The following is a 24514-nucleotide window of genomic DNA, read 5'->3' as shown; positions in this document are numbered from 1 at the left end:
ATGACTATTACTCACGGGTTTGCTTCACCTGCACTTAGCGCCTTATCACCTAAAAACAAAGTGCCGGTTGTGCTTCAAACTGAAGCCGCTGAATGTGGTTTGGCCTGCGTCAGCATGGTGGCTCAGTATTATGGCGACAAACGGGATATGACCCACCTTCGCCAGCACATTAGCGTTTCACTTCGTGGTATCACACTTAAAGATATTATGGATATTGCGCAGCAAATGGCATTTCAATGTCGTGCACTAAAAATTGAGCCTCAGGATTTATCTCAACTAACCCTACCAGCAATTCTACATTGGGATATGCGTCATTTCGTTGTACTGACTAAGGTAAAGCAAGAGCGATTAACCATACACGACCCTAGTATTGGCAAACGCACCTTCACCTTTGATGAGGCGAGTAAACACCTAACGGGAATAGCGTTAGAAATTACGCCTAAAGACAATTTTTCGCCGCCCCCCGCAAAGCCTTTATTAAAGCTAAGAAACTTCTTCACTCGAACGATAGGGTTTAAACGTAATTTAGCCACCTTGCTGGCGCTATCTGCACTACTTCAACTTTTTGCTTTAGCGTCTCCTTATTACGTGCAAACCGTGGTTGATGATGTGTTGTTGCAAGGGAATCAAGCATTGTTAACCGCGCTTGCCATTGGGTTTACTTTTTTGCTAGTAATAAGCATCTTCACTAGTGTGTTGCGTCGCTTTCTTATCCTGGCTGTATCGAGCCGGCTTCAACTTCAAATGTCGGCTTCCGTCTTTCAACATTTACTCTCGCTACCGCTGGATTTTTTCGCCAAAAGGCACGTGGGCGATGTGGTGTCTCGCTTTGGTTCCCTTGCACATATTCGTGAGTTCCTCACTACGGGCCTTGTGACTGCATTTCTCGATGGCGTATTGGCCATTATCACGCTTGTCGTGATGGGCCTTTACTCCGTTAAACTTACCTTGTGTGTGGTGCTAGTGGTGGCAATATATTTACTTTTCCGCATCGCGTTAATACCTGTCACTAAGCGGCTTACAACAGAGAAAATTGCACTGGCCGCTACTGAACAAAGTCACTTTATGGAAAGCGTTCGGGGTATGCTGCCTATTCGTGTATACCATCAAGAATCCCAACGCCATAGTCAGTGGCAAAACAAGTTAGTCGCCACTTTGAATAAAGATATTAGTCTGGGAAAACTCAATATTGGAAGCGACGCGGTAAACCAAGTTTTATTTGGTATTGAAAACATCATTGTGATCTTTATTGCGGCATCTTTGGTGATGGATAATATGCTGACGGTAGGAATGATGCTTGCCTTCATCGCTTACAAAACAAAATTCACTGCCGCAGTAGACGGGTTAGTTTCCAAATTTATCGAATTGCGAATGCTGGCCGTACACTTTTCTCGCCTGAGCGATATTGTTCTAACGGAGCCTGCTGAAACCACGGTGCTGTCAAAACAATCTAGCCCTTATTCAAGCGTAGCATCAGTATCAGCAGTGGGTTCTTCTCATGCCATCGCTTCAAATACTCCAGTCATTCACTTAAAGGCCCACAACCTCAGTTATCGCTATGGTGAGGGATGTAAATGTATTTTCGAAAACCTCAACTTATCAGTTACCGCAGGGGAGATAATTGCCATCGTTGGTGCAAGCGGCAGTGGAAAGAGCACCCTACTTAAATGTCTGATGGGCCTATATGCACCTTTTGAAGGAACGGTTAGTCACAATACTATTTCATCAAATCATGCCCCGATCATTGCTTCTGTATTGCAAGAAGACATGTGCCTTTGTGGCTCTATGGCTGAAAACATCAGTTGTTTTGATGAGATACCAAATCAAGAAAAGGTCATACGTGCCGCCCAATTGGCCTGTATCCATGACGAAATTTGTGCCATGCCTATGCAATATCACTCGTTGGTCGGTGATATGGGAAGTAGCTTAAGTGGTGGTCAAAAACAACGGCTACTTCTCGCGCGAGCGCTATACAGAGAGCCAGATATCTTGTTTCTTGATGAGGCGAGTAGCCATTTAGACATTCAAAATGAGCACGTTATCAATACACATCTAAAGGCGCTCAATATTACCCGCATCATGGTGGCCCATCGCCCTCAAACGATTGCCCTTGCAAATACTGTCTATCAGTTGGTAGACGGCATTCTGCAGCACTGCCCAGCTTCTGAAATAGTAGAAGAAAATGATAATACCCCACTAGGAGATTCATAATGATAACGCCCGAAGTTAGAGAATCTACACCCTTGCTCACCGATATTGAGCGTCAACAAATCGTTAAGCATGTAGATAACTTAAATAGTAATGCCCTTCCTATCGACACCCTGTCTAAACGCGAGCTTCAGGTTGCGCGAAAGATCATGGAAGGCTTGTCGAATAAAGCGATAGCAGCAGAGCTATTTATTAGCGAACGCACCGTTAAGTTCCACTGCGCCAACATCTACAAGAAACTGAAAATAAGCAGCCGCACTGCGCTCATCGCGAGTTGCTTTCGATCCATTTACCACCCCCTAAGGTTGGTCTAACCGCTAGCCTTTTTAACTACACTAAAACGCTTATATAAGGAGCGAAAAATGCAACATAACACGCATAGCTATACACAAGAAAATACACAGAACGGCTCTGGCCTTCACCTTGAGACCCAAGAGTTGCTGCAAGTGACGGGCGGGAAGTCTGGGGTATCTGCAGGCGCAGACAAAGACCCCATTCGCTTTGTTAAACCACCTGTCTATATCACCTTAGCCATTGGTGAGGACGGCGGACAATTACCCGATTTATTGTCATAGCAGATTAAGGAGGTTAAGCAGTCCTCCTTTTACCATTTAAAAAGGATATTTCAATGCAGATTGCATTAATAGGGAGCGAGGCCGACCCGCAAATTGTACATGTGGCTGAAGCCTTAATTGCCGATAAAAACGACCCCTATATTATTAATACCAACTACTTTGGTGAGCACTGGCAACTCAGCTACGACCCAGATTTTAATGATGGCCTGTTACATTTTAACCAGCCTATCCGCAACGGACTGTTTCGAATTCCTCTATCAGACATCACATCTGCCTATTGGCATCAATATATTCCCCCCTCTGTGAAAGCCTCTGATAGTGTGTCTTCACAATGGTTAGATCAGGAATATGCCAGCACCTTGTTATGCTGGTTTTTATTCAGTGAAACTAAGTGGGTTAATGGTATTGACGCCATCCGCGCCCATCACTGCAAACCAATTCAACTGCGGATGGCAAAAAAGCTAGGCGCTAAGGTGCCATATACCTACATAGGTAACGCTTGTGATGTAGCTTTACAGTTTTGTGCGAACATAGGCGAGGTGGTCTATAAACCCGTTAAAGGCGGCGAAACAGCGAAATTTGTGCAACAGGGGGACGATACTCGCGGCTTAGTGCAGGCTTTGTTAAAAGAGCGCCCTGTCACCTTTCAGGCATTTGTTGAAGGGACGAATATTCGAAGTTACGTACTTGGCGATGAAGTAGTCAGTGTACAAATAGACTCTCACAATCTCGATTTCAGAGAAGATATAAACGCACGTCCTTTGCTAACCCCTCTTCCTAAACCAATGCAGGATTTATCACGAAAGATATGTACCGGCTTAGGCATGCATTGGTGCGCTATCGATTGGCGTAAAAACACCAAGGGTGAATATTATTTCTTAGAAGCCAACCCTTGCCCGTTCTTCTTGTTCGTCGAAAACGAGACTGGTGTTGATATTACCGGCCGTTTAGTGAAATTATTAACCACATAAAAAAAGAGCGCATTTAAATAAATGCGCTCTTTTGTGTTACTAGCCTTAGGGCTTTATAGAATGAAGCGCGATAGATCTTCGTTTTCTACAAGCGACTCTAAGTGGCTGTTTACGTAGTCTTCGTCAATCACGAAAGACTCACCGCTTTTTTCTGACGCATCAAACGAAATATCTTCCATTAAACGTTCAAGTACCGTGTGTAAACGGCGCGCACCTATGTTCTCAGTACGTTCGTTCACACGCCATGCAGCTTCAGCAATACGCTGAATTCCCGATTCTACGAAATCGATATTTACGCCCTCGGTCAGCATAAGGGCTTTGTATTGCTCGGTAAGCGACGCATTGGGCTCGGTAAGAATACGTTTGAAGTCACCTACTTCTAAGGCTGATAATTCAACGCGAATAGGCAAACGACCTTGAAGCTCAGGAATAAGATCTGACGGCTTGCTCATTTGGAACGCACCAGAGGCGATAAACAAAATATGGTCTGTTTTCACCATGCCGTGCTTGGTCGATACCGTTGACCCTTCTACCAAGGGTAGTAAGTCACGCTGCACACCTTCACGCGATACATCGCCTGACGTATTGCCTTCACGCTTACAAATTTTGTCAATTTCATCAACAAACACAATGCCGTGTTGCTCAACCGACTCAATCGCTTTTTCTTTTAAGTCTTCCTGATTCACCAAACGTGCGGCTTCTTCTTCCACCAGCATTTTCAGTGCATCTTTAATTTTTAGCTTCTTCTTTTTCTTTTGCGAACCCGACAAGTTTTGAAACATGCCTTGAAGCTGATTGGTCATTTCTTCCATCCCAGGAGGTGCCATAATTTCAACGCCTACTTGTGGAAGTGCCACATCAATTTCAATTTCTTTGTCGTCTAAGTCGCCTTGACGAAGCTTTTTACGGAACGCTTGGCGAGTGCCTCTATCTTCAACGTCTTCTTTCTTGCCCCATGCATCTTCAGGGGGTGGAATAAGCACATCAAGAATACGTTCTTCCGCCGCTTCTTCAGCGCGGAATTTCACCTTTTTCATTTCCGTTTCTTTGGTCATCTTCACGGCAATGTCAGCAAGGTCGCGAATAATGGTTTCTACTTCTTTACCCACATAACCGACTTCGGTGAACTTTGTCGCTTCAACCTTTATGAAAGGTGCATTCGCTAATTTTGCTAAACGGCGGGCAATTTCAGTTTTACCCACACCGGTTGGCCCAATCATAAGAATATTTTTAGGCGTCACTTCTTGGCGCAAATCAGGCTCAAGCTGCATACGGCGCCAGCGGTTTCGAAGTGCAATTGATACCGCACGTTTAGCATCTTGCTGACCAATAATGTGTCGATCTAGCTCATGAACAATTTCTCTAGGTGTCATTTCAGACATGCATAAACCCTTATCTGTTTTGGTGCCAAGCAGGCACAAGTGGCTGTTAATTGTTAATTAAACAGCCACTTAGTAATCGAGTACGTCTACCGTTTGACTATGGTTAGTGAATACGCAGATATCACCAGCTATGGTCAAACTTTTCTCCGCAATTTCTTTCGCGGTAAGTTCGGTGTTTTCTAGCAACGCAGTAGCAGAAGCTTGGGCATAGTTGCCGCCTGAACCAATAGCAATTAAGTCATTTTCTGGCTGTACGACATCGCCGTTACCGGTAATGATGAATGACGCGGTTTCATCGGCTACGGCCAATAGCGCTTCTAATTTGCGCAGCATGCGATCGGTTCGCCAATCTTTGGCAAGTTCAACCGCCGCCTTGGTCAAGTGGCCTTGGTGAGCTTCAAGTTTTGCTTCAAAGCGTTCAAACAAGGTGAAGGCATCGGCAGTGCCGCCTGCAAAACCAGCTAATACTTTATCGTGGTACAAGCGGCGCACTTTACGTGCATTACCTTTCATTACGGTATTGCCGAGTGACACCTGACCATCGCCAGCCATCACAACTTGATTTCCACGTCTTACAGATACAATCGTTGTCACGTTTAATCCCCATTTAAGGTGGGCGCTATCGCAGACTCGGGCGATAACTGAAAAAAGACTTTGTTATGAAATGGGGGAAGGGTTTTGGTTTTCAAGGGGAGCAGTTAAAACGGGCAGCTAAAAGGGGCTGTTAAAAGAAAAAGCAGTGAAGACATATAGTAAACGGGTACGTATTAAAGCGTTAAGCGCTGCAAAGTAGTATGTGGTGGCTATTATGAGATGGTTATTATGAGGTGAATATAAGGCATCCACCACATCATGCGGTGAATGCCCAATCAATAGATGAGTGAATGAAAAACGTTTACGCTTATAAATTCCAGTACCAAATTTGGCAGGTCGCAATATTCACTTTACGAAGGCTGTGCTTGGCTTTCTCGGCATCTCGTTTCGATTCGAATGGCCCTAAAATAACCCTGAACCATTCGCCGTTGCTGCCAGAACTCTGGCGAATAAGTGCTTCTAAACCTTGAAAGGCAATTTTCGCTTTCATTTCTTCAGCTTGAGCGCGGGTTCTGAACGACGCGCATTGCATAAGATAACGTTTGTCCGACTTTTCCTGCTCAGCAACATCTACTTCCACTTCATACCCCGGCAGAGTACGAATATATTCCCACTCTTCTTTAGGCAATTCAGGCAACGCTTCTTGGGTAGGCGCAACAGGGCGTACAACTTCGGTATCTACCTCAGAACTGGCGTTATCTTTAATAGACCATAAGAAAACCGCAAAGCCTATAAGCAATATCACCACAATGACAAGGCGAACAATAGGGAATGAGGCAGTGGCGCCAATCTTCACCTGTGATTTACCGCGCTTTTTGTTTTCCGGCTTCTTTTTTTGTGGTGCTTTACCACGAGATACATAATCGCGTTGAGCCATATTCGGCAGTTTTCCTACTACTTATCGTTATTTTAAACAGGTGGTGCCACCAGACGAGGACATAGTGCACAACCCTGAAACACTTGTATACATTAGTGTTGAGATTTTACCGTATTCCCAACCTGTGCGCTAACTGAAATCGGTGGGGTCGATATCTACCGACCAACGTACTTTTGCCGCCTGCGGTAGCCCTTGTAAATACGGCAGAGCTAGCCGCAATGCGTTATGTAACGGCGCTCTTTTTTCATGACTGCACACCAGCATAAAGCGAAAACGCCCTTGTCGTTTTTCAATTAAACAGGGAAATGGCCCACTCATCTGCGGAACTAAGCCCTTAGAATTTGCATTTGCAGTATTTGAGTTTGAAAGTACACCCCTAGCCTGTTGCAGGAATGCATAGGCCGATGAGCTCTCGGTTGCCTCAGCCCGAATCACAAATTGACTAATATAAGGAGGCAATGCAGATGCTTTTCGCTCCATCAATGCATGACGAGCAAAGTGGGCATAGCCGTTGTTCACTAAATCTTGTAATAAAGGATGGTGAGGATTGTGGGTTTGCAGCCACATTTCTCCGGGTTTGCTTGCACGCCCTGCTCGCCCTGCAAGCTGCGTAACGAGCTGCGCTAGCTTTTCAGGAGCTCGAAAGTCAGCACTAAATAGCGCCCCATCGCAATCTAACACCACCACCAGTGTAACGTGAGGGAAATGATGCCCTTTCGATAAAATTTGCGTGCCTACCAGTATTTGGTGTTCTTGGCGGTTAATCGCATCGAGGGTTTGATGTAGCTTGTCTTTTCCTCTTACCGTATCACTGTCTATGCGCACGTGTTTGGCATCGGGGAAGAGCTTCATTAATCCTTCTTCTACCTGCTCGGTGCCCGTTCCCGCCGTTACCATTTCATGACTGTGACAAGCTTCACACTCTTTGGGCATTGAACGGGTAGCGCCACAGTGGTGGCATTGCAGTCTGTTTTGCCCTTTATGCACGGTATAGGGTCTGTCGCAACGCTTACACGTTGCCGTAGTACCACAGTGATGACATAAAAGCGCGGGGGCATAACCTCGTCTATTCACAAAAACCAGAATCTGGTTCCCTGCATTTACATGCTGACGCATAATTGTCAGCAAGCCTTCTGAAATGCCGTAATGAATAGGTTGGTCTCTTGCATCTAGTAAATACTGCTTGGTACTTTGCGCCCCTGCTGCGCGCCGTGTTAGTTGCAAATGCGCAAAGCGGCCGTTTAACGCGTTATTAAGCGTTTCAAGCGCTGGGGTAGCACTGCCGAGCAACAAAGGAATACTGTGCTCTTTGGCTCGCATGGCCGCTAAATCGCGCGCGTGATACCTAAGCCCGTCTTGTTGTTTAAACGATTCATCATGCTCTTCGTCTACAATGATCATGCCGGGTTTTTTAAGGGGCGTAAAAATCGCTGAGCGAGTACCTATAATAATACCTAGTTCGCCTGCCCTTGCCCGCTGCCATACCGATAATCGCGCTGCGTCCGTCAATTGAGAGTGCAATACGCCTACAGGAATATTGAAGCGCTTTTCGAAGCGCGAAACGGTTTGCGGCGTTAAACCAATTTCAGGCACTAATATAAGCACTTGTTTACCGGCTTTAAGCAAAGGTTCAATAGATTGCAGATACACTTCGGTTTTACCGCTACCTGTCACCCCTTCAAGCAAGCTGATCGCAAAGGTGCCATGTTGCTGGTTTAATGCCGCTATCGCTACCCCTTGCTCTTTATCAGGCACGGGTTTTTCACCAATTTCGAAGGTATCTAACCACGCTTGTGCAGTGAGTTCAGGCGTAATTTCTACGAGCTCAATAAGTGCTTTATCTAATAACGCTTTCACTACTGCGGGTGAAAAGGTCTTACGCGCTTCGCTAGCAATAAGTGATGTGGTTTGAACCGCTTCTAAGCAGCTCATCTGCTTCGGAGCTCGGCTTAAACTCTTAATATCGGTATCAGCACCTTCTGGCGTGACTTGAATATATTGTGCGGGTGATGGCGTGGCTGTCTCACCTTTACGAAGCGGCACAGGAAGCATGGCATGTATCACTTCCCCTGGCGCATGGTGATAATACTGCCATAACCAATGCGCCATTTTTCTTAGCGATTCGTCGATAACAGGTGCGCTATCTACCACCTCAATAATGGCTTTTATCTTACTGGTATCATCTATGTCTACACCGGATTCAACCACAATGCCTACCAGTTGACGTGGCCCGAAAGGCACTTTTACCCGCACACCCGGTTGTAGCGTATCGGTATGAGAATAGGTAAATAGCTGGCGAAGTGGCACAGGTACAGCCACCTGAATGAATACCATTAAAATTGATACCCCAAAATTGATGAACCTAAAGTGAGTAAACGTAAATTCAGAATCGCTAATGATCTGGCATTTAAACATAATGTCAAATAAGGGAAGGGAATTTATTTTCGCCAGTGGGCTTAATTAACGCTGCCTCTGTTTACTTCGCATACAAAAAGTGCTTGATCACTTTAGTTGCTTCCTTTATTATGCGCCGCTCTTTTGCGGCTGACTGCAATTTCTGCGGTCGGTCATTGAATTTAAAGTTGCGTATGGTGTTTGGCTTCGGGCCAAATAGCGATACGGCCTCATATTGAAGGTAATCCAAAATGAAAAATGGTATCCACCCAGAATACGCTGAAATGACAGCAACATGTTCTTGCGGCAACGTAATGAAAATCCGTTCTACTCTAGGTAAAGATATTAACCTAGACGTATGTTCTGCATGTCACCCATTCTACACTGGTAAGCAACGTAACGTTGATACCGGTGGTCGTGTTGACCGCTTCAAGAAACGTTTCGGTGCTTTGGGCGCTAAATAAGCTCAGTACTCAGAAACACTATGTTTCTTTAAAAAAAGCGCCTATCGGCGCTTTTTTTGTGTCCGCGATTTACATCTGCACTTCATTCTGTATTCAACCAATACCGTGCTCGCCCAGTATAGAGCAGCGAAGTGGAATGCTCGGCTAATGCAATGCTCTATTATTGAAAAGCTCTGTTAGTGAAAATCCCGGCGTTTTAGATGTCGTTCCCAGTTGCCGTTACTTTGCAAAGTGCATGCTTGCTCGCTGTCGTAGCGAACTCCTTTAATGTGCACCTTCAATTCGGGGCAAACATTATCAAGTTCAAGTTCGAATGCTTGGATCCAGTTTGTTGAAAGTGCTTCGCTTTTTTGCTTTTCGGTTTTAAACACCGCAATAATTTCTGGCCTGCGCCAGTGTCCCATATGCGTAAGCCATTCAAAGCCTACCGACTCAGATTTTGCCCACTCACACACCGCAGTTAGCGCTTCAATCAGTTTCTTTTCAGACATGTTAAGTTACGCTTTCTTCTTCATGTTTACTATTATACCTATTCCACTCACCAGCGTCTTGAACGGTCGACTTAGTGCCTTTTTGCAAAGACCTATTCGATACCCACTATACATATGTCTATAAAATAGAAATAATGTATTAAATTCAAAAGTGTCATTAATGTGGTGAATGGCAAATATTCGACGATGTCACTGGTCATACAAGCAAGACTGTCCTAGATTGAAAGGTATTAAGGGCAGATCAGATATGTACTTAAATGACCCTGTGATAAAGTCGAAGTCATTCTACTGCGGCAACGCAGATTGCCCCTACGGTAACGAAGATTGCCTAACCCCTACATCGAAGGATATGTTTACTAATGTCAGATTTCAGACAACGTGCGCTAGATTATCATGCCAAACCCACGCCAGGTAAAATTAGCGTGGAGCTATCGAAACCAGCAGATAGTGTGGATGATCTTGCTCTGGCTTACAGTCCAGGGGTAGCTGAACCGGTACGAGAAATTGCTGAAGATCCTGATAATGCTTATAAATATACCGCAAAAGGCAACATGGTAGCGGTGATCAGTAATGGTACCGCTATCTTAGGTTTGGGTAATTTAGGGCCGTTAGCTTCTAAACCAGTTATGGAAGGTAAGGCACTGCTGTTTAAGCGCTTTGCAGGGCTTGATGCTATCGACATTGAAGTAAAACATCGTACAACAGAAGAGTTTATTAATACTGTTGCGAACATTGCAGACACCTTTGGGGGTATCAATCTTGAAGATATTAAAGCCCCAGAGTGCTTTGAAATAGAGCAAGAACTCATTAAGCGCTGCAATATTCCTGTATTCCATGATGATCAACATGGTACTGCTATTGTTACGGCTGCAGGCATGTTGAACGCCATTGAAATTCAAGGCAAGAATATCGAGAGCGCGAAAATAGTTTGTATGGGTGCTGGCGCAGCAGCAGTAGCATGTATGGAATTGCTAATTAAGTGTGGCGCACAACGAGAGCGCATTTACATGCTAGACAGAAAAGGGGTTATTCATACCCGCCGTGAAGACCTTACTGAACACAAACGCATGTTTGCCAATAATACTGATAAACGTACGCTAGAAGATGTGATGGAAGGCGCGGATATTTTTGTTGGTGTATCTGGACCTGATGTATTACCCCCAGAAACCCTAGCTTTAATGGGGCCTAATCCGATTGTTTTTGCCTGCTCTAACCCCGACCCTGAAATTAAACCTGAACTAGCACATGAGGTTCGAAGTGACTTAATTATGGCAACAGGGCGTTCTGATTACCCCAACCAGGTAAACAATGTTCTGTGCTTTCCGTTCATTTTCCGTGGCGCATTAGATGTTCGCGCAACGGCCATTAATGACGAGATGAAAGTGGCAGCGGTAGAAGCACTTCGCGCTATTACCAAAGAGCCCGTACCTGAATCTGTGTTAGCGGCTAGCAATAGTAAAAGCCTGACCTTCGGCAAAGAATACATTATCCCTAAGCCAATGGACCCCCGCCTTTGTGAACGCATTGCTACTGCCGTGTCGAAAGCGGCGATTGAATCTGGCGTTGCAAGGCTTCCAGAAGTACCTAGCCGCGCAGAGTAAAGGCAATATAGAAGTAGAATTTAGCGCGCAGCTTAGTATTCAAATATTATAAAAAACGGCAATTTTCATTGCCGTTTTTTTTAATCTTCTTGTTCGTTCTCGATAGAAACGTCTATACCCATGTCTTCCATTATACGTCTAGCTTCAGCTGGTACACGGTTAGGGTTGTCTTTTCGCAAATCTTCGTCATCCGGTAGAGGCTGACCTGTGAATGCATGAAGAAATGCTTCACATAATAATTCTGAATTCGTCGCATGACGTAAATTGTTTATCTGCCGACGGGTACGCTCATCGGTTAATGCTTTTAGCACGTTAATAGGAATAGAAACGGTAACTTTCTTAACCTGTTCACTCTTTTTACCGTGCTCTGCGTAGGGGTGTATATACTTACCGTTCCACTCTGCCATAATGCTAACTCTGTCTGATCTTATTTATGTTATGAAGAGAAATTCTAAACAAGTTGACGAAAAGGTCAATTGAGCAGTGTAAACCTCTTGACGTCTAGACGTAAATTCTTTAATTTAGACGTCTAAACGTCTATAAAAGAGTAATTTACCATGGTTTCTTACGCACAAGGTGTTGATGCACTCAATCAGTCCCTTTCGGAACTGCGTGACATTGATGTGTCATTTGAGTTTTTTCCGCCAAAATCAGAGAAAATGGAACAAACCTTGTGGAAGTCAGTTGAACGTTTAGCACCATTAAAGCCGAGTTACATGTCGGTTACCTATGGTGCAAACAGTGGTGAGCGTGATCGCACCCATGACGTGGTAAAACGTATCCAACAACAAACTGGTGTTGCAGCCGTGCCTCACCTTACATGTGTTGATGCTAGCCGAGACGAACTTAAGCAGATTGCAAAAGACTACTGGGATTCTGGCATTCGTCGTATTGTTGCCTTGCGCGGTGATTTACCGCCTGGCGTGAAAGATACCGAAATGTATGCCTCTGATTTGGTAGCACTACTAAAAGACGTGGCTGATTTCGATATATCAGTGGCCGCCTACCCTGAAAAGCACCCTGAAGCCCCTAATGCCCAATTCGACTTACTGAACCTTAAGCGCAAAGCAGAAGCCGGTGCGAGCGAAGCAATTTCACAGTTTTTCTTCGACACCAGTGTATTCTTGCGTTTTCGTGACCGTGCGGCAGCAGCGGGTATCGACCTAGACTTAGTACCTGGCATACTGCCAGTAACTAACTACCAAACCTTGGTAAAATTCGCTGGTTTCACCAATGTGCACGTACCTGGTTTTTTGCACAAAATGTTCGATGGCCTTGACGATGACGATCAAGCTACTCGGAACCTCATTGGTGCTAACATCGCAATGGATCAGGTTAAGGTACTCGCCAAAGAAGGCGTGAAGCATTTTCACTTTTACACCCTTAACCGAAGTGAATTAAGCTACGCTATTTGCCACATGCTAGGTGTTCGAGCAGGTTAATTTCGATTAAACCTTTGCTCCTATAGGGCAGACCAGTATACCATTTACCTATTATTGGGTATTTGAACGACTCGTTTGCCTCGTTGTCACCTTCCTGCGCTGCTTAAATGCCAAGGTGAGTAGCTAATGACCAAGGCGAGTTATAACTAGGAGTAAAGTGTGAATTGGGATCGGGTAAAAGCCATCTATCATAAGCTCGCACCACAAGTTGTCGATCTTTTCACTATCTTCATCAAGCGTTGCCGTGAAGACAATATTACCATTTCCGCAGGCCACTTAGCCTACGTTACGCTACTTTCTCTCGTTCCTTTTATCATGGTGACTTTCACCATCATGTCAGCGTTTCCTGCGTTTGCTTCTGTGCGAGGTAAATTAGAATACTTTATCTTTAATAACTTTGTGCCTACCGCTAGCGATACGGTTCATGAGTATATGTCTGACTTTGTTGGCAATGCTTCTGAAATGGGCGCAATTGGTATTCTATCGCTACTGGTAGTGGCACTAATGTTGATATCCAACGTTGATAAAACCCTCAACCGGATTTGGCGTACGCAAAGCGATCGACCTATCATTTATACGTTTGCCATTTATTGGATGGTAATTACCTTAGGCCCCATGCTGATTGGCTCTAGCGTTATTATCAGTTCTTATTTAGCAGGCCTTGCTGCTTTTGCGGAAGAATATACGCCAGGGTTAGGCACATTTTTACTTACTCTTGTACCTAGCTTCGCAGCCATGCTGGCTTTCTTTATTTTATACATGATAGTACCCAACCGACGCGTTTTTGCCCGCCACGCTATTTCAGGAGCCATATTGGCCACTGTCGCGTTCGAGTTAACGAAGTCTGGCTTTGCCCTATATATTACCAACTTCCCTTCCTATGAGTTGATCTACGGAGCGCTAGCTGTGGTGCCTATCTTGTTTTTGTGGGTCTATATTTCATGGATATTGGTGCTATTAGGCGCCGAGTTTACGTGTAGCTTAGGCCAAGCGTTTGAAAACCGAAAAGCGGAAGACGAGCCAAGGCAAATACCAGAGGAATAAGAAAAGGCGTTGTAGGAACTACAACGCCTTTTTAGTAGGGTACTGGCGTGTTATCGGTAATAGCGAGCCTGTCACTCTGTAGTCGGACACGCTTTAATTAGACACTCATTAGTTAGACATAGCGGCAATAAACGCATCAGATTCAGCAATCGCTGAATTCATTTGTTCGATAAGTTGGTCAACATCATTTTGAATAGTTGAAAGTTCACCTTGCAACGCGCCAATCGCGCTAGCGTTCAAGTTATGTTTTAAGTATAAAACGTTGTCTTGAAACGCACTTAATACTGGGGCCATTCTACTTTCTGCTTTACGCATGGTTTTAATGAGTGCGCTGTATCTGCGCTCAGTATCACGCAATTTCGCAGTACTTTCTCGTTTTAACGATGCATTTTGATACTTATCAAGCTCGTCTTCCCATTCATCAAATAACGCTTCAGCCACGCTTTCTACTTTATCGATACGATCAGTTACGTCATTAGCAGCAGAAAGACTGTTTTCATACTCGCTGTTAAGCTTGTTATAAACATCTTCTAACTCACCACCTTCAAATGCCACCACAGCACTAAAAGCTTCCAGCGCAGAGCTAAACTCTTCCTGAGCGTCTTCTTGCGACTCTTTTGCGTTTTCAACACGGTCAACAAGGATATCCCGTTTCTCAACGCCTACTTTCTCCCACGCTGCGTAATACGCAGATTGGCAGCCAGTTAATACCAACATAGCAATAATAGCGGTTGCTATTAGCCTCATAACATCTCTCTCCCTCGATAGCGGGCCGCGCTAATAATACAAATAATGTGCAAAATAACGCCAAGTGGCCAAAATACAATTGCTAATACTACGGTTGCGGCAAGCGCATAGCTCACTCCCACCACAATAAAATAAAATAGCGCGCCAAGTATTCGCCCTTGTACTAAATGCCCTAACCCTGGGATAAAAAAGTTACAAATTGCAGCAATTACATTGCCGCCAGATCCTTGCCCTGACATATAAACTTCCTCGCAATTGTTATCAGAATATGATTATGTAGTATTTCATAAGAATAAACTAAACTAAAACAGGCACCCGCACAACGCGCGGAAATAAAATGAAACGACTTTACCCAGATGTTACCTGCTATCAAAATGGATTTATCGAGGTGGGATGTGGGCACTCTCTATATTACGAGCAGAGCGGCACCCCTGAGGGTATTCCAGTACTATTTATTCATGGTGGTCCAGGTGCTGGTTTACCGCCGAATTATAAATGTTTCTTCGACAGTAACCGATACCGTATTATTGGATTCGAACAAAGAGGATGTGGGCGTTCAACGCCGTTAGCGAGTACAAAAGACAACGATACATGGCTAAATGTAGAAGATATTGAAATACTAAGGCGCCAGCTCAACGTACCGAGTTGGTTAGTGTTTGGGGGGTCATGGGGTTCAACGTTAGCGCTCCTTTATGCTTTTAGGTATGCTGCTCATGTCAGCGGCCTTATTCTTCGTGGCGTATTCTTAGCCCGCCAGCAAGACAGAGACTGGTTCTTGTCACCGCAAGGTGGCGCTGCTCAGCTTTTTCCAGAATACTATCGCCAGTTTGTTAAAGGGGTAGACGCCCCACTAAGTACTTCCACTATTTGTGCGCACTACCTCACTACATTGAAAGCCGATAACGAAGTACAGCGTCATGCAGCGTTAAAGCGCTGGTATCAGTGGGAGGAGAGGCTTTCTCGGATATCCTTACCTCCTGGCACTGGCGATTCCACCAGCCAATACCCCCTATCCCTTGTCACCAGCTTAGCCACTCTCGAATGCCATTTTTTAACGAACAAGTGCTTCATAGACGAAGGCTACATACTTGATAATATAGAAAAAATACGCGATATTCCTGGCACTATTATCCATGGTCGATACGACATGATATGCAAAACTGAAGCGGCAGAATCATTACATAAGTCGTGGTCAGGAAGCCAACTTCAAATCATTCCTGATGCTGGCCACAGCACGTCTGAGCCGGGCATTGCTTATGCGCTGTGCCGCGCAACCAAAGATATGGCAAAGTTTTTAAAGGAGCAAAAGCAATGATTGGGTTAGTTCAACGGGTGTCTGAAGCGAGCGTGTCAGTGAACAATGAAATCATCGGAGAAATTGCGCAAGGTATGCTAGTGCTGCTTGGTGTTGAGAAAGATGACGGCCCTGAAGAAATAGAAAAACTAGCTAATAAGTTATGCCGCTACCGTATTTTTTCAGACAGCGATGGAAAAATGAATTTAAACGTCGCGCAAATTGGGGGAGAAATTCTTGTAGTATCGCAATTTACCCTTGTGGCCGACACGCAAAAAGGAAATCGTCCTGGCTTTTCTAGGGGCGCGACACCTGAACATGGTAATGCTATATATCTGCAATTTGTGGAATCTCTTAAACAGAAAGGCATTCCCGTGGAAACAGGTCAATTCGGCGCTGAAATGAAAGTGGCCTTAGTGAATGACGGACCCGCTACCTTCCAGTTTCAGGTATAATGAACATACCAGAATTAATCTTGTGCAGTTTTCATGCGTAAGGTTAAATAGTTTTTTCACTCTTTCATACAAGGCCTCTCTATTGTGTATAAGGTTGTAACTCCTAAAAGCGATACTGAATTCGAAGCCTATTTTCATTTTCGCTGGGCTTACCTTCGCCAGCCATGGAATTTTCCTCCTGGTTCAGAGAAAGATGAATATGAACAGGTGGCAGAGCACCGCACCATAGTGAATGGTAAAGGCGACATTGTTGCCTGTGGCCGTGTCCATTTAAATACCGCTGAAGAAGCACAAATTCGTCATATCGCCGTACACCCTGACCATCTGCGTAAAGGGCTTGGACAGATGATAATGGATGCTTTAGAGAACGTGGCGAAAGAATTGGGTGCTATACGTGCGGTGACAAACAGCCGAGAAGTTTCTATCGACTTTTTCAGTTCCTGCGGCTTCGTTGTTGAACGTGAAGCGCCTAACGAATTAGGCATGCTAAGACGCCAGCAAATGGTGAAAAAGCTAACTGAAAATAACACCTTAGTGCTGCATCCTAAATGGTGTAAATCATTACAGCAAACCTGGACTGATACCATTCCCATTACAGAACATATGGGCATTAAATTATATCAATATACAGGCAGGACATTAGAAACCCGCGCGTCACTTAATAAGAATATTAATGTTCACGGCACTATGTTTGCCGGCAGTATTTTTTCGTTAGCCACCTTAACTGGCTGGGGAATGATTTACTTACAGCTAAAAGAGCGTGGGCTAACCGGTGATATTGTATTGGGAGACGGCGATATCCACTATCATAAGCCTATTACCATGAAGCCTCGTGCAATCTGTAATATAGAAACCTTATCGGGCAAATTTAAGCCTTTGGAAAAAGGGGAAAAGGCGCGATTCGCTTTGAACGTAGATATCTTAGATGGCGATAATGCCGTGGCAGAGTTTGAAGGGGTGTTTTGGGTGCTTCCAGAGCAAACTGAGGCGTAACGTGCAAAGGTATATTATTAACCGCTTCTTGCTTTCATAATTGACACGTACAAAAAAAGCGCCAATAGGCGCTTTTTTCAATTAAGTTTAACTAGGGCAGCCTTTTTTAAGCAGCTCTTACTTAAGCCACCATGGCAGCCTGAAGTTTTTTCATCGCGTTCTTTTCAATTTGACGAACACGTTCAGCAGATACTTCGTACTTATCAGCAAGATCTTGAAGTGTAATTTTGCTGTCAGCCAACCAACGAGTCTCAATAATATCTTGGCTTCTGTCATCTAACGTTTTAATGGCTGAATACAAACGCTTGCTCGCATTAGTATCCCAATCGTTATTGATAACGTCCATTTCAACATCAGTTGATTTATCTTCAAGAAATTGAACCGGCGCAAAATTGCCCGTTTCGTCTTCGTCAGCAGAAAGATCGAATGCTTGATCTTGACTGCTCATTCGCGCTTCCATTTGAAGCACTTCCTTCGTACTCACACCCAGCTCGCTAGCTACCGTTTGCACCTCTTCGTGGGTAAACCAACCAAGACGTTTTTTCGCTTTACGTAAATTGAAGAACAATTTACGTTGCGCTTTCGTAGTAGCAACTTTAACAATGCGCCAGTTTTTAAGTACGAATTCATGAATTTCAGCTTTGATCCAATGTACGGCAAAAGAAACCAAACGAACGCCCACTGTTGGGTCGAAACGCTTAACCGCCTTCATCAAACCAATATTACCTTCTTGAATAAGGTCGGCTTGTGGCAAACCATATCCTGAATAAGATTTTGCTATATGCACAACAAAGCGTAGATGAGACATAACCAGCTTACGTGCTGCTTCTAAATCTTCATCTTCACGAAGACGCACCGCTAATGCGCGCTCTTCTTCTGCAGTTAGCATATCAATACGACTTACAGCTTGTACGTAGCCTTCAATGCTACCGCTGTGAGGAACTGATAGTGCTAGGGATTGCAATTTATTGCTCATTATTCACCTCATTCGTTGCAACTCGATATTAGCAAAGTAACATCAGCCGCGCGAGACTTAATTGCGATGAGAAACTAAACCAGTTATTGGTATGTAGTACCCATCTTCTAAAGATCAAGACCACAAACCCAAAAAACAGTTCAATTAGCGTCTATCTCTTTCCAAATCACTCATACGTTGTATATCGAATTCATTATTACGCTACAACGCTCAATAAATATCGCCGAACGCTTCACAGAAGAATAAGCGCTTCCCCAGAGGAAACAGCTTATCGAAGCAGATATTCACGATACGCCACCATTATACATTCAAAATGTATATAAAACATGCCATTCATCTTTCAAAAAGTTATATCAACCTTAAATTCGGTCGTATTCTTTTCCTGTATCAACAAATCTATATTACCCACTCTCAGATACGAAGACTATTACAAAGTTTCGATTGCTAGCATCGCTTTTTTACTTACAATGAGATATAAATTTTATGTTTTAGAATCGCTCGGCATAATAACAATAATAAGATTTTCATTTTCTTTTTAACGACTTCAATCGCGTTTTTACGCGGCGAGAGCAAAGAGGCACTCGATGTTCGCATACGTAGCAAGACAACCCATATTCGACGTAAACAGGAACGTTTACGCTTACGAATTACTTTTTCGGGTAGGGGAAGATAATTGCTTTCCAGATATTCCGCCCGATGAGGCGACCTCTAAAATTCTAACGTCTACCCATTTAAGCTTGGGTATTGAAGAAATAACAGGTGATAAAAAAGCATTTATTAATTTCCACCGCGATACCTTAATGTACCGATTTCCTACCTCGTTAGATGCAAGCAAAGTGGTTATTGAGATTGTTGAAACCGTTGATGTAGATGATGCCCTTATTGCCGCATGCAAGCACATTCGAGGGCTCGGCTACCCCATTGCACTTGATGATTACGATATGAAGGATAAATGGGATGCCTTTGTCCCGTTCACCAGTATTGTTAAAATCGACATTACGGAAATTGCTCACGAAACCATACCTTCGTTGGTTAAACGCTTCAAATCGCATAACATCAAACTTGTGGCCGAAAAAATTGAAACCTACGAAGAGTTTCACAAGTTCAAAGAAATGGGCTTCGACTATTTTCAAGGTTACTTTCTAGCTAAACCCGAAATAGTACGTCATCGCAAATTAGGTCCAAGTGCGCTTACCATGATGGAGCTACTCACATTAAGTAGCCAATCCAAGCTAAATTTTGATGAAGTAAATCGAATCATTGAGCGCGATCCTTCCCTTACCTATTTGCTATTACGCTTCATCAATAACCCGCTTATTAATAAGCGAAATAAGATTACATCCCTTAAGCATGCGCTTAACTTTATGGGTGAAGTTGAAGTTAAAAAATTTATCGCGCTGCTTGCTCTGGCCAACCTTAATGACGGTCAACCTCAAGAGTTGATGCAGATGGCCCTTGTGCGGGCAAAATTCTGTGAGCTTGTGTTTATCTCTTTTAAAGAAAGAGAAAATCCGCTCACCGGCTTTCTAACCGGTCTATTATCTATGCTTGATGCCATGATGGAACAGCATATCGACGAGTTGGTTAGCAAAGTACCCATTAGCGATAATGTAAAAGATGCGCTTTGTGGTGAGCCTGGCGTGTTGAAAGACTGTCTTACTCTGGCTAAGTACTTTGAAAGGGCAAACTGGGCAGGCATCAAGAAATTTTCAGGTAAATATAAAATTCAGCAGACTCTGCTTCACGGCTACTATAATGAAGCGATGAAATGGGCTCATCACGTACATGTTTCAGCTCAGGTAGAGAAATAACACTGAGGAATATCCATTCATTAATATAAGTTACGAAATGTAATGCGCAAATTAACGCGATTTCCGTAAATGCATGTTATGGTGGTGTAAATTGCAATAATATTCGTTGATGATTGTTCAACGTGCCAGTAGGGAACTCGTATGTTCGCGTTTATCGCTCGCCAACCAATTTTGGATAAAACAAAGGATGTATTTGCTTACGAACTTTTGTTTCGAGATGGCAAGGCTGGCGCGTACCCCGAACACTCTCCTGAAAAAGCGCAATATATTTCTGAGCACTTTCATCCTTTAGGGCTAGACGACATTAGCGGTGAAAAGACCTCGTTTATCAACTTTTCATCTGAAACCATTATTTCTCGCTTTCCTACCACACTGAACCCAGAGTCAGTTGTGGTTGAATTAGCTGACAATCCTTTCGCTCAAATCGGGTTGTTAGAAGCGTGCCAACACATTAAGCATCTTGGGTTTCGTATTGCTATTGACGACCCTATGATGCTAAGTGCCAAGCATGAAATTCTGCCCCTTGTTGATATTGTAAAAGTGGATGTCTCGCAAATTCGTTTCGAAAATATAGAGAAGAATATCCCACGATACCTTGATGCAAACGTTAAACTAGTGGCCGAACAAGTTGATACCCAAGACCAATTTGCGACCAGCATGGATTTAGGTTTTGATTTCTTCCAAGGGTATTTCTTTGCCCAACCGGAAGCCCGCATCCTGCGCCAATTACCTGCGTCAAAGATGAATATTGTCGACCTTATTGGCGAATGTTCAAATGATAAATTTGATATTAATAGAGTTAGCCAAATTGTTGAGCGTGATGCCGCGCTGAGCTACGTATTGCTTAAATTTATCAATAACCCAATGATAAACAAGCGCCACAAGATAACCTCGCTCAAACATGCCCTTAATTATATGGGTGAAGTGGAGGTGAAGAAGTTTATCGCTCTGCTCAGCCTAACTAATTTAGGTGATGATAAGCCGTTAGAGATTATTCACATGTCGTTAGTTAGGGCCAAATTTTTCGACTTATTGTCAGCAAAGCGTGGCTTAAAAGCTAACCCACCTATCGGCTTTTTAGTTGGGTTATTTTCGTTACTCGATGCACTATTAGATCAATCCATAGAAGCTGTGCTTAAACAACTTCCGCTATCTGAAGACCTAAATGACGCTATTTTAGGAAAGACGCCTGAATTCAATAGCTACATGAGCCTAGTACGCGCTTTTGAAGGAGCGCTTTGGATGAATGTGATTAAGCAGGCGAAAGTATTAGATATTGACCAAAAGCAGCTGCATATTCTTTATAACCAAGCCATTGTTTGGGGTAACGGTGTGAGAAGCGCCATTTCTGCGCACTTCCCACGTGCTGCCGTTCAAAGCTAGCCAGTAAACTAATGCTTACTTTGGTTCGATTTGTCTTACATGGCGTTGCACTGAAATAAGCGACCCAAGCAACCCTAATGCAATAGATAGCCCCAACATCGTTAATAGCGCTGTACCGGTCAGGCCAGTGATATTGAAATCTTTTTGATACATGGCGGCAAAGGTCTCAATACTGCTATCCATCCACCATAAAATGATAATGACAGCAAACCATGCCATCAGCCCGCCAAGCAAACCATACCAAAAACCAGTATATAAAAATGGCCGATGAATAAAGGCATCGGTTGCACCCACTAGCTTCATTACTACTATTTCATCGTGCTTATTAAGAATGTTCAGTCGAATAGTGTTGCCAATGATCAGCACCACAGCGAAGAACAACAAAATTCCAATAAAGGTGACAAGGTCGCTTGCGATATCAATAACGGCATACAAGCGCTCCAGCCATTCTATATCTAACTTACCTATATCAACCTCACGCTGCTGCTTAAGCTTATCAAGCAGTGTTTTAGCCGCATTCGGCGTGGCATGTTTATCAATGGGTGTCACTAAAACAACATCAGGCAGTGGGTTGCTTTGCAAATACGCAATAGCGTCGCCTAGCCCTGATAAATGCTGAAACTCTTTTAAGGCATCATCAGCAGGTATAAACACCACAGAATCGATTTCTTCCCATGTGTTTAACCTAGCGACCAATTGCTGTGAACTGGCGGCTGAAATATCAGGTTTCAAAAACAAAGATATCTCTGATGCTTGCTCCCACCCTGCGGTAATTTTTTCGGTATTTTTAACCATGATATAAAGGGTGCTGGGAAGGGTAATACTTAACCCCAACACCCCTATGGTCATTAGTGATGCAGCAGGCTGACGCCATAGTTCGCCCAAGCTTGAAAGGGCTTGCCTGACATGGCTTACGAAGAACATTACAATAGATTGTACTAGCCCTACTTTTCTAGACGACGCGCCTTGGCTCCTACCTTTAAATAGAATACTCATTGCCAATTCCCATTTAAATCATCGGTTAAGCCGTCGGTAATCATTTGGCCATCTTTCAACGTCAGTGTGCGATATTTCATTCGAGCAATTAGCCCTAAATCATGAGTAGCGATGAACACCGACACGCCGGCTTGGTTGAAATCTTCAAACAAGCGAATAATTTCCATAGACAGTTTCGGGTCGAGGTTTCCGGTAGGTTCATCAGCAAGAAGTAATGGTGGCTTGTTTACCACGGCGCGGGCTATACCAACACGCTGCTGTTCGCCGCCCGATAACATAATGGGTAAGTTACGGCTTTTATCTCGCAGGCCTACCATTTCTAATGCAGCATCGACACGCTTGCCAATTTCCTTGTGGGTGTAACCTTCTATCACAAGTGGTAGCGCCACATTGTCGAAAACTGACTTGTCCATCAACAATTGATGGCTTTGAAAGATCATGCCTATATCGCGACGAATGTAGGCAATATCTCTTCGGGTAATAGCATTTAGATCATGACCATTAATCAGTACACGACCTACGGTTGGGCGTTCCATAATACTGATAAGTTTAAGCAGCGTACTTTTCCCAGCGCCAGAATGGCCAGTAAGAAAAGCCATTTCTCCAGGGGCGATGTGAAAGTCGACCTTACTCAGCGCACGTTGTCCGCCGGGGTAGGTTTTGCTTACTTGCTCAAACTTTATCATGCATGTTTCCTACTACCCTATTCCCGTAATTAGCTATTAATGCTGTCTACTCGCCGCTCTCAATTTCACTAAATAGCGCATCAATAAATTCTTGGCCGTCGAACTGGCGTAAGTCATCAATACCTTCGCCAACCCCTATATATCTGATAGGTATACCAAACTTATCAGCAATTGAAAAGATAACGCCACCTTTTGCAGTACCGTCTAGTTTGGTAAGGGTAATACCGGTTAAACCAACAGCCTGATTGAATAACTTCGCTTGGCTAATGGCATTTTGCCCCGTTCCCGCATCAAGGGTAAGCATAACTTCGTGAGGCGCGTTAGGGTTCAACTTTTTCATCACGCGAACCACTTTCTTGAGCTCTTCCATCAAGTTGTCTTTATTCTGCAAACGACCTGCGGTATCGGCGATAAGAATATCTGTTTTGCGCGATTTCGCGGCTTCTAGCGCATCGTAAAGTACTGACGCACTATCCGCTCCCGTATGCTGCGCAATAACAGGAATACTATTTCGCTCACCCCATACTTGCAATTGCTCTACTGCAGCAGCCCTAAAGGTATCACCCGCTGCCAGCATGACCTTTTTGCCTTGCTGCTGGAACTGTTTAGCTAATTTACCGATGGTGGTAGTTTTACCTACCCCATTCACGCCAACCATTAGAATAACGAAGGGTCCTTCATCGCTGTTATGAGCATTAATGGCATCACTCAACGGTTCATTTACCTTTGAGAGCATACCCGCCATTTGCTGTTTCAAGATATCCAGCAAGGCTTCTGCGTCTTTAAGATCTTTACGACTCGCGCTGTCTGTTAAGTGAGTAATGATTTTTTGCGTGGTATCCATTCCCACATCAGCAACCAATAGCTGGGTTTCTAAATCTTCGTATAATTCATCATCTATCGCCTTGCCTTTGAAAAGGCTAACTAGCCCGCTACCTAAGTTTGCTTTAGTGCGAGACAAACTTTCTTTAAGGCGCGAAAAGAGTGATTTTTTCTCTTTCGGAGCTGGCGCTTCCTCAACAACAGGCTCGCTGACGACTTCAGTAACTTCTGCTTCTGCTTCTGCTTCTGCTTCTGCTTCTGCTTCTGCTTCTGCTTCTGCTTCTGCTTCTGCTTCTGCTTCTGCTTCT

25 protein-coding genes are annotated in these 24514 nt (G+C 44.0%); 13 read left to right on the top strand and 12 right to left on the bottom strand.

Annotated features, from left to right (window positions below; all coding sequences use genetic code 11):
• Genes JKP82_RS16140 through JKP82_RS16125 form a run of 4 tightly spaced genes read left to right on the top strand, consistent with a single transcriptional unit; the run spans position 1 to position 3754 of the window.
• Positions 1 to 2211, top strand: a complete 2211-nt coding sequence (locus tag JKP82_RS16140) for a peptidase domain-containing ABC transporter (protein WP_218397826.1) — start codon at positions 1 to 3, stop codon at positions 2209 to 2211.
• Complete coding sequence (locus JKP82_RS16135; protein ID WP_159533543.1) at positions 2211 to 2522, top strand: helix-turn-helix domain-containing protein; 312 nt, start codon at positions 2211 to 2213, stop codon at positions 2520 to 2522. The genes JKP82_RS16140 and JKP82_RS16135 overlap by 1 nt, the downstream gene beginning before the upstream one ends.
• 48 nt (positions 2523 to 2570) lie before the next feature.
• Positions 2571 to 2783, top strand: coding sequence for a hypothetical protein (locus tag JKP82_RS16130; protein ID WP_159533545.1), 213 nt, complete (start codon positions 2571 to 2573; stop codon positions 2781 to 2783).
• A gap of 53 nt (positions 2784 to 2836) precedes the next feature.
• A complete protein-coding gene (locus tag JKP82_RS16125) occupies positions 2837 to 3754 on the top strand; it encodes an ATP-grasp domain-containing protein (protein ID WP_159533547.1) in 918 nt (305 codons plus the stop codon).
• A gap of 53 nt (positions 3755 to 3807) precedes the next feature.
• On the opposite strand, the gene hslU is transcribed toward JKP82_RS16125, so the two are convergent.
• The 4 genes from hslU to priA form a co-directional block, all read right to left on the bottom strand.
• On the bottom strand, positions 3808 to 5136 hold the full coding sequence (gene hslU, locus JKP82_RS16120; protein ID WP_218397824.1) for an ATP-dependent protease ATPase subunit HslU: 1329 nt from the start codon (positions 5134 to 5136) through the stop codon (positions 3808 to 3810).
• A 69-nt stretch (positions 5137 to 5205) separates the two neighbouring features.
• Positions 5206 to 5730 carry an ATP-dependent protease subunit HslV gene (gene hslV, locus JKP82_RS16115; RefSeq protein ID WP_159533551.1) on the bottom strand — a complete coding sequence of 175 codons (525 nt, stop codon included), beginning with the start codon at positions 5728 to 5730 and terminating at the stop codon, positions 5206 to 5208.
• 307 nt (positions 5731 to 6037) lie between these two features.
• Entirely contained in the window at positions 6038 to 6607 is a 570-nt protein-coding gene (locus tag JKP82_RS16110) for an SPOR domain-containing protein (RefSeq protein ID WP_218397822.1), read from the bottom strand.
• Between the two features lie 129 nt (positions 6608 to 6736).
• Positions 6737 to 8941 (bottom strand): primosomal protein N', encoded by a 2205-nt coding sequence (gene priA / locus JKP82_RS16105; protein WP_218397820.1) that lies wholly within the window; start codon positions 8939 to 8941, stop codon positions 6737 to 6739.
• Between the two features lie 311 nt (positions 8942 to 9252).
• Here priA and rpmE point away from each other — a divergent pair, with 311 nt between their 5' ends.
• The gene (rpmE, locus tag JKP82_RS16100; RefSeq protein WP_159533557.1) at positions 9253 to 9465 is read left to right on the top strand and encodes a 50S ribosomal protein L31; all 213 of its coding nucleotides are present in this window, start codon (positions 9253 to 9255) and stop codon (positions 9463 to 9465) included.
• A 176-nt stretch (positions 9466 to 9641) separates the two neighbouring features.
• Here the strand turns inward: rpmE and JKP82_RS16095 are convergent, their stop codons facing one another.
• Positions 9642 to 9956 carry a hypothetical protein gene (locus tag JKP82_RS16095; RefSeq protein ID WP_218397819.1) on the bottom strand — a complete coding sequence of 105 codons (315 nt, stop codon included), beginning with the start codon at positions 9954 to 9956 and terminating at the stop codon, positions 9642 to 9644.
• Positions 9957 to 10315: 359 nt separating this feature from the next.
• Between JKP82_RS16095 and JKP82_RS16090 the strand changes: the two genes are divergently transcribed.
• Positions 10316 to 11557, top strand: coding sequence for a malic enzyme-like NAD(P)-binding protein (locus JKP82_RS16090; RefSeq protein WP_218397817.1), 1242 nt, complete (start codon positions 10316 to 10318; stop codon positions 11555 to 11557).
• An 80-nt stretch (positions 11558 to 11637) separates the two neighbouring features.
• Here JKP82_RS16090 and metJ read toward each other — a convergent pair whose 3' ends face one another.
• Positions 11638 to 11964, bottom strand: a complete 327-nt coding sequence (gene metJ, locus JKP82_RS16085; protein WP_013786278.1) for a met regulon transcriptional regulator MetJ — start codon at positions 11962 to 11964, stop codon at positions 11638 to 11640.
• Between the two features lie 150 nt (positions 11965 to 12114).
• Between metJ and metF the strand changes: the two genes are divergently transcribed.
• Together metF and JKP82_RS16075 are read left to right on the top strand one after the other, a co-directional pair.
• Positions 12115 to 12999: a methylenetetrahydrofolate reductase gene (gene metF / locus JKP82_RS16080; RefSeq protein ID WP_159533563.1), complete on the top strand. Its 885-nt coding sequence runs from the start codon at positions 12115 to 12117 to the stop codon at positions 12997 to 12999.
• A 159-nt stretch (positions 13000 to 13158) separates the two neighbouring features.
• A complete protein-coding gene (locus JKP82_RS16075) occupies positions 13159 to 14043 on the top strand; it encodes a virulence factor BrkB family protein (RefSeq protein ID WP_159533565.1) in 885 nt (294 codons plus the stop codon).
• 108 nt (positions 14044 to 14151) lie between these two features.
• On the opposite strand, the gene JKP82_RS16070 is transcribed toward JKP82_RS16075, so the two are convergent.
• Together JKP82_RS16070 and JKP82_RS16065 are read right to left on the bottom strand one after the other, a co-directional pair.
• Complete coding sequence (locus JKP82_RS16070; RefSeq protein WP_159533567.1) at positions 14152 to 14790, bottom strand: DUF2959 domain-containing protein; 639 nt, start codon at positions 14788 to 14790, stop codon at positions 14152 to 14154.
• Entirely contained in the window at positions 14787 to 15029 is a 243-nt protein-coding gene (locus tag JKP82_RS16065) for a hypothetical protein (protein WP_013786282.1), read from the bottom strand. Before JKP82_RS16065 ends, JKP82_RS16070 begins: the two co-directional genes overlap by 4 nt.
• Before the next feature lie 98 nt (positions 15030 to 15127).
• Between JKP82_RS16065 and pip the strand changes: the two genes are divergently transcribed.
• From pip to JKP82_RS16050, 3 genes are all read left to right on the top strand, one after another.
• Positions 15128 to 16105, top strand: a complete 978-nt coding sequence (pip, locus tag JKP82_RS16060; RefSeq protein ID WP_159533569.1) for a prolyl aminopeptidase — start codon at positions 15128 to 15130, stop codon at positions 16103 to 16105.
• The gene (gene dtd, locus JKP82_RS16055; protein WP_159533571.1) at positions 16102 to 16539 is read left to right on the top strand and encodes a D-aminoacyl-tRNA deacylase; all 438 of its coding nucleotides are present in this window, start codon (positions 16102 to 16104) and stop codon (positions 16537 to 16539) included. Before pip ends, dtd begins: the two co-directional genes overlap by 4 nt.
• 84 nt (positions 16540 to 16623) lie before the next feature.
• Positions 16624 to 17532: a bifunctional GNAT family N-acetyltransferase/hotdog fold thioesterase gene (locus JKP82_RS16050; protein ID WP_159533573.1), complete on the top strand. Its 909-nt coding sequence runs from the start codon at positions 16624 to 16626 to the stop codon at positions 17530 to 17532.
• 121 nt (positions 17533 to 17653) lie between these two features.
• Here JKP82_RS16050 and rpoH read toward each other — a convergent pair whose 3' ends face one another.
• Complete coding sequence (gene rpoH / locus JKP82_RS16045; RefSeq protein WP_013786286.1) at positions 17654 to 18508, bottom strand: RNA polymerase sigma factor RpoH; 855 nt, start codon at positions 18506 to 18508, stop codon at positions 17654 to 17656.
• A gap of 584 nt (positions 18509 to 19092) precedes the next feature.
• On the opposite strand from rpoH, the gene JKP82_RS16040 reads away from it, so the two are divergent.
• Positions 19093 to 20319: an EAL and HDOD domain-containing protein gene (locus JKP82_RS16040; RefSeq protein WP_159533575.1), complete on the top strand. Its 1227-nt coding sequence runs from the start codon at positions 19093 to 19095 to the stop codon at positions 20317 to 20319.
• Between the two features lie 141 nt (positions 20320 to 20460).
• Positions 20461 to 21702, top strand: a complete 1242-nt coding sequence (locus JKP82_RS16035) for an EAL and HDOD domain-containing protein (RefSeq protein ID WP_159533577.1) — start codon at positions 20461 to 20463, stop codon at positions 21700 to 21702.
• A gap of 15 nt (positions 21703 to 21717) precedes the next feature.
• Here JKP82_RS16035 and ftsX read toward each other — a convergent pair whose 3' ends face one another.
• The 3 genes from ftsX to ftsY all read right to left on the bottom strand — a co-directional run.
• Positions 21718 to 22698 carry a permease-like cell division protein FtsX gene (gene ftsX, locus JKP82_RS16030; RefSeq protein WP_159533579.1) on the bottom strand — a complete coding sequence of 327 codons (981 nt, stop codon included), beginning with the start codon at positions 22696 to 22698 and terminating at the stop codon, positions 21718 to 21720.
• A complete protein-coding gene (ftsE, locus tag JKP82_RS16025; protein ID WP_129740240.1) occupies positions 22695 to 23384 on the bottom strand; it encodes a cell division ATP-binding protein FtsE in 690 nt (229 codons plus the stop codon). Before ftsE ends, ftsX begins: the two co-directional genes overlap by 4 nt.
• 46 nt (positions 23385 to 23430) lie before the next feature.
• The coding region (gene ftsY, locus JKP82_RS16020) for a signal recognition particle-docking protein FtsY (RefSeq protein WP_258544417.1) at positions 23431 to 24514 on the bottom strand (1084 nt) is incomplete at its 5' end.

It is taken from the genome of Alteromonas lipotrueae (genome assembly GCF_019249215.1).
Classification (GTDB): domain Bacteria; phylum Pseudomonadota; class Gammaproteobacteria; order Enterobacterales; family Alteromonadaceae; genus Alteromonas; species Alteromonas lipotrueae.
The sequence above is the reverse complement of the archived record's forward strand: the minus strand, read 5'-3'. Positions and strand labels throughout refer to the sequence as shown.

What these genes read in the sequence shown, in the direction of transcription:
- JKP82_RS16140 (WP_218397826.1), top strand. Translation starts at nt 1, where the DNA reads ATGACTATTACTCACGGGTTTGCTTCACCTGCACTTAGCGCCTTATCA.
- JKP82_RS16135 (WP_159533543.1), top strand. Translation starts at nt 2,211, where the DNA reads ATGATAACGCCCGAAGTTAGAGAATCTACACCCTTGCTCACCGATATT.
- JKP82_RS16130 (WP_159533545.1), top strand. Translation starts at nt 2,571, where the DNA reads ATGCAACATAACACGCATAGCTATACACAAGAAAATACACAGAACGGC.
- JKP82_RS16125 (WP_159533547.1), top strand. Translation starts at nt 2,837, where the DNA reads ATGCAGATTGCATTAATAGGGAGCGAGGCCGACCCGCAAATTGTACAT.
- hslU (WP_218397824.1), bottom strand. Translation starts at nt 5,136, where the DNA reads ATGTCTGAAATGACACCTAGAGAAATTGTTCATGAGCTAGATCGACAC.
- JKP82_RS16110 (WP_218397822.1), bottom strand. Translation starts at nt 6,607, where the DNA reads ATGGCTCAACGCGATTATGTATCTCGTGGTAAAGCACCACAAAAAAAG.
- priA (WP_218397820.1), bottom strand. Translation starts at nt 8,941, where the DNA reads ATGGTATTCATTCAGGTGGCTGTACCTGTGCCACTTCGCCAGCTATTT.
- rpmE (WP_159533557.1), top strand. Translation starts at nt 9,253, where the DNA reads ATGAAAAATGGTATCCACCCAGAATACGCTGAAATGACAGCAACATGT.
- JKP82_RS16095 (WP_218397819.1), bottom strand. Translation starts at nt 9,956, where the DNA reads ATGTCTGAAAAGAAACTGATTGAAGCGCTAACTGCGGTGTGTGAGTGG.
- JKP82_RS16090 (WP_218397817.1), top strand. Translation starts at nt 10,316, where the DNA reads ATGTCAGATTTCAGACAACGTGCGCTAGATTATCATGCCAAACCCACG.
- metJ (WP_013786278.1), bottom strand. Translation starts at nt 11,964, where the DNA reads ATGGCAGAGTGGAACGGTAAGTATATACACCCCTACGCAGAGCACGGT.
- metF (WP_159533563.1), top strand. Translation starts at nt 12,115, where the DNA reads ATGGTTTCTTACGCACAAGGTGTTGATGCACTCAATCAGTCCCTTTCG.
- JKP82_RS16070 (WP_159533567.1), bottom strand. Translation starts at nt 14,790, where the DNA reads ATGAGGCTAATAGCAACCGCTATTATTGCTATGTTGGTATTAACTGGC.
- JKP82_RS16065 (WP_013786282.1), bottom strand. Translation starts at nt 15,029, where the DNA reads ATGTCAGGGCAAGGATCTGGCGGCAATGTAATTGCTGCAATTTGTAAC.
- pip (WP_159533569.1), top strand. Translation starts at nt 15,128, where the DNA reads ATGAAACGACTTTACCCAGATGTTACCTGCTATCAAAATGGATTTATC.
- dtd (WP_159533571.1), top strand. Translation starts at nt 16,102, where the DNA reads ATGATTGGGTTAGTTCAACGGGTGTCTGAAGCGAGCGTGTCAGTGAAC.
- rpoH (WP_013786286.1), bottom strand. Translation starts at nt 18,508, where the DNA reads ATGAGCAATAAATTGCAATCCCTAGCACTATCAGTTCCTCACAGCGGT.
- JKP82_RS16040 (WP_159533575.1), top strand. Translation starts at nt 19,093, where the DNA reads ATGTTCGCATACGTAGCAAGACAACCCATATTCGACGTAAACAGGAAC.
- JKP82_RS16035 (WP_159533577.1), top strand. Translation starts at nt 20,461, where the DNA reads ATGTTCGCGTTTATCGCTCGCCAACCAATTTTGGATAAAACAAAGGAT.
- ftsX (WP_159533579.1), bottom strand. Translation starts at nt 22,698, where the DNA reads ATGAGTATTCTATTTAAAGGTAGGAGCCAAGGCGCGTCGTCTAGAAAA.
- ftsE (WP_129740240.1), bottom strand. Translation starts at nt 23,384, where the DNA reads ATGATAAAGTTTGAGCAAGTAAGCAAAACCTACCCCGGCGGACAACGT.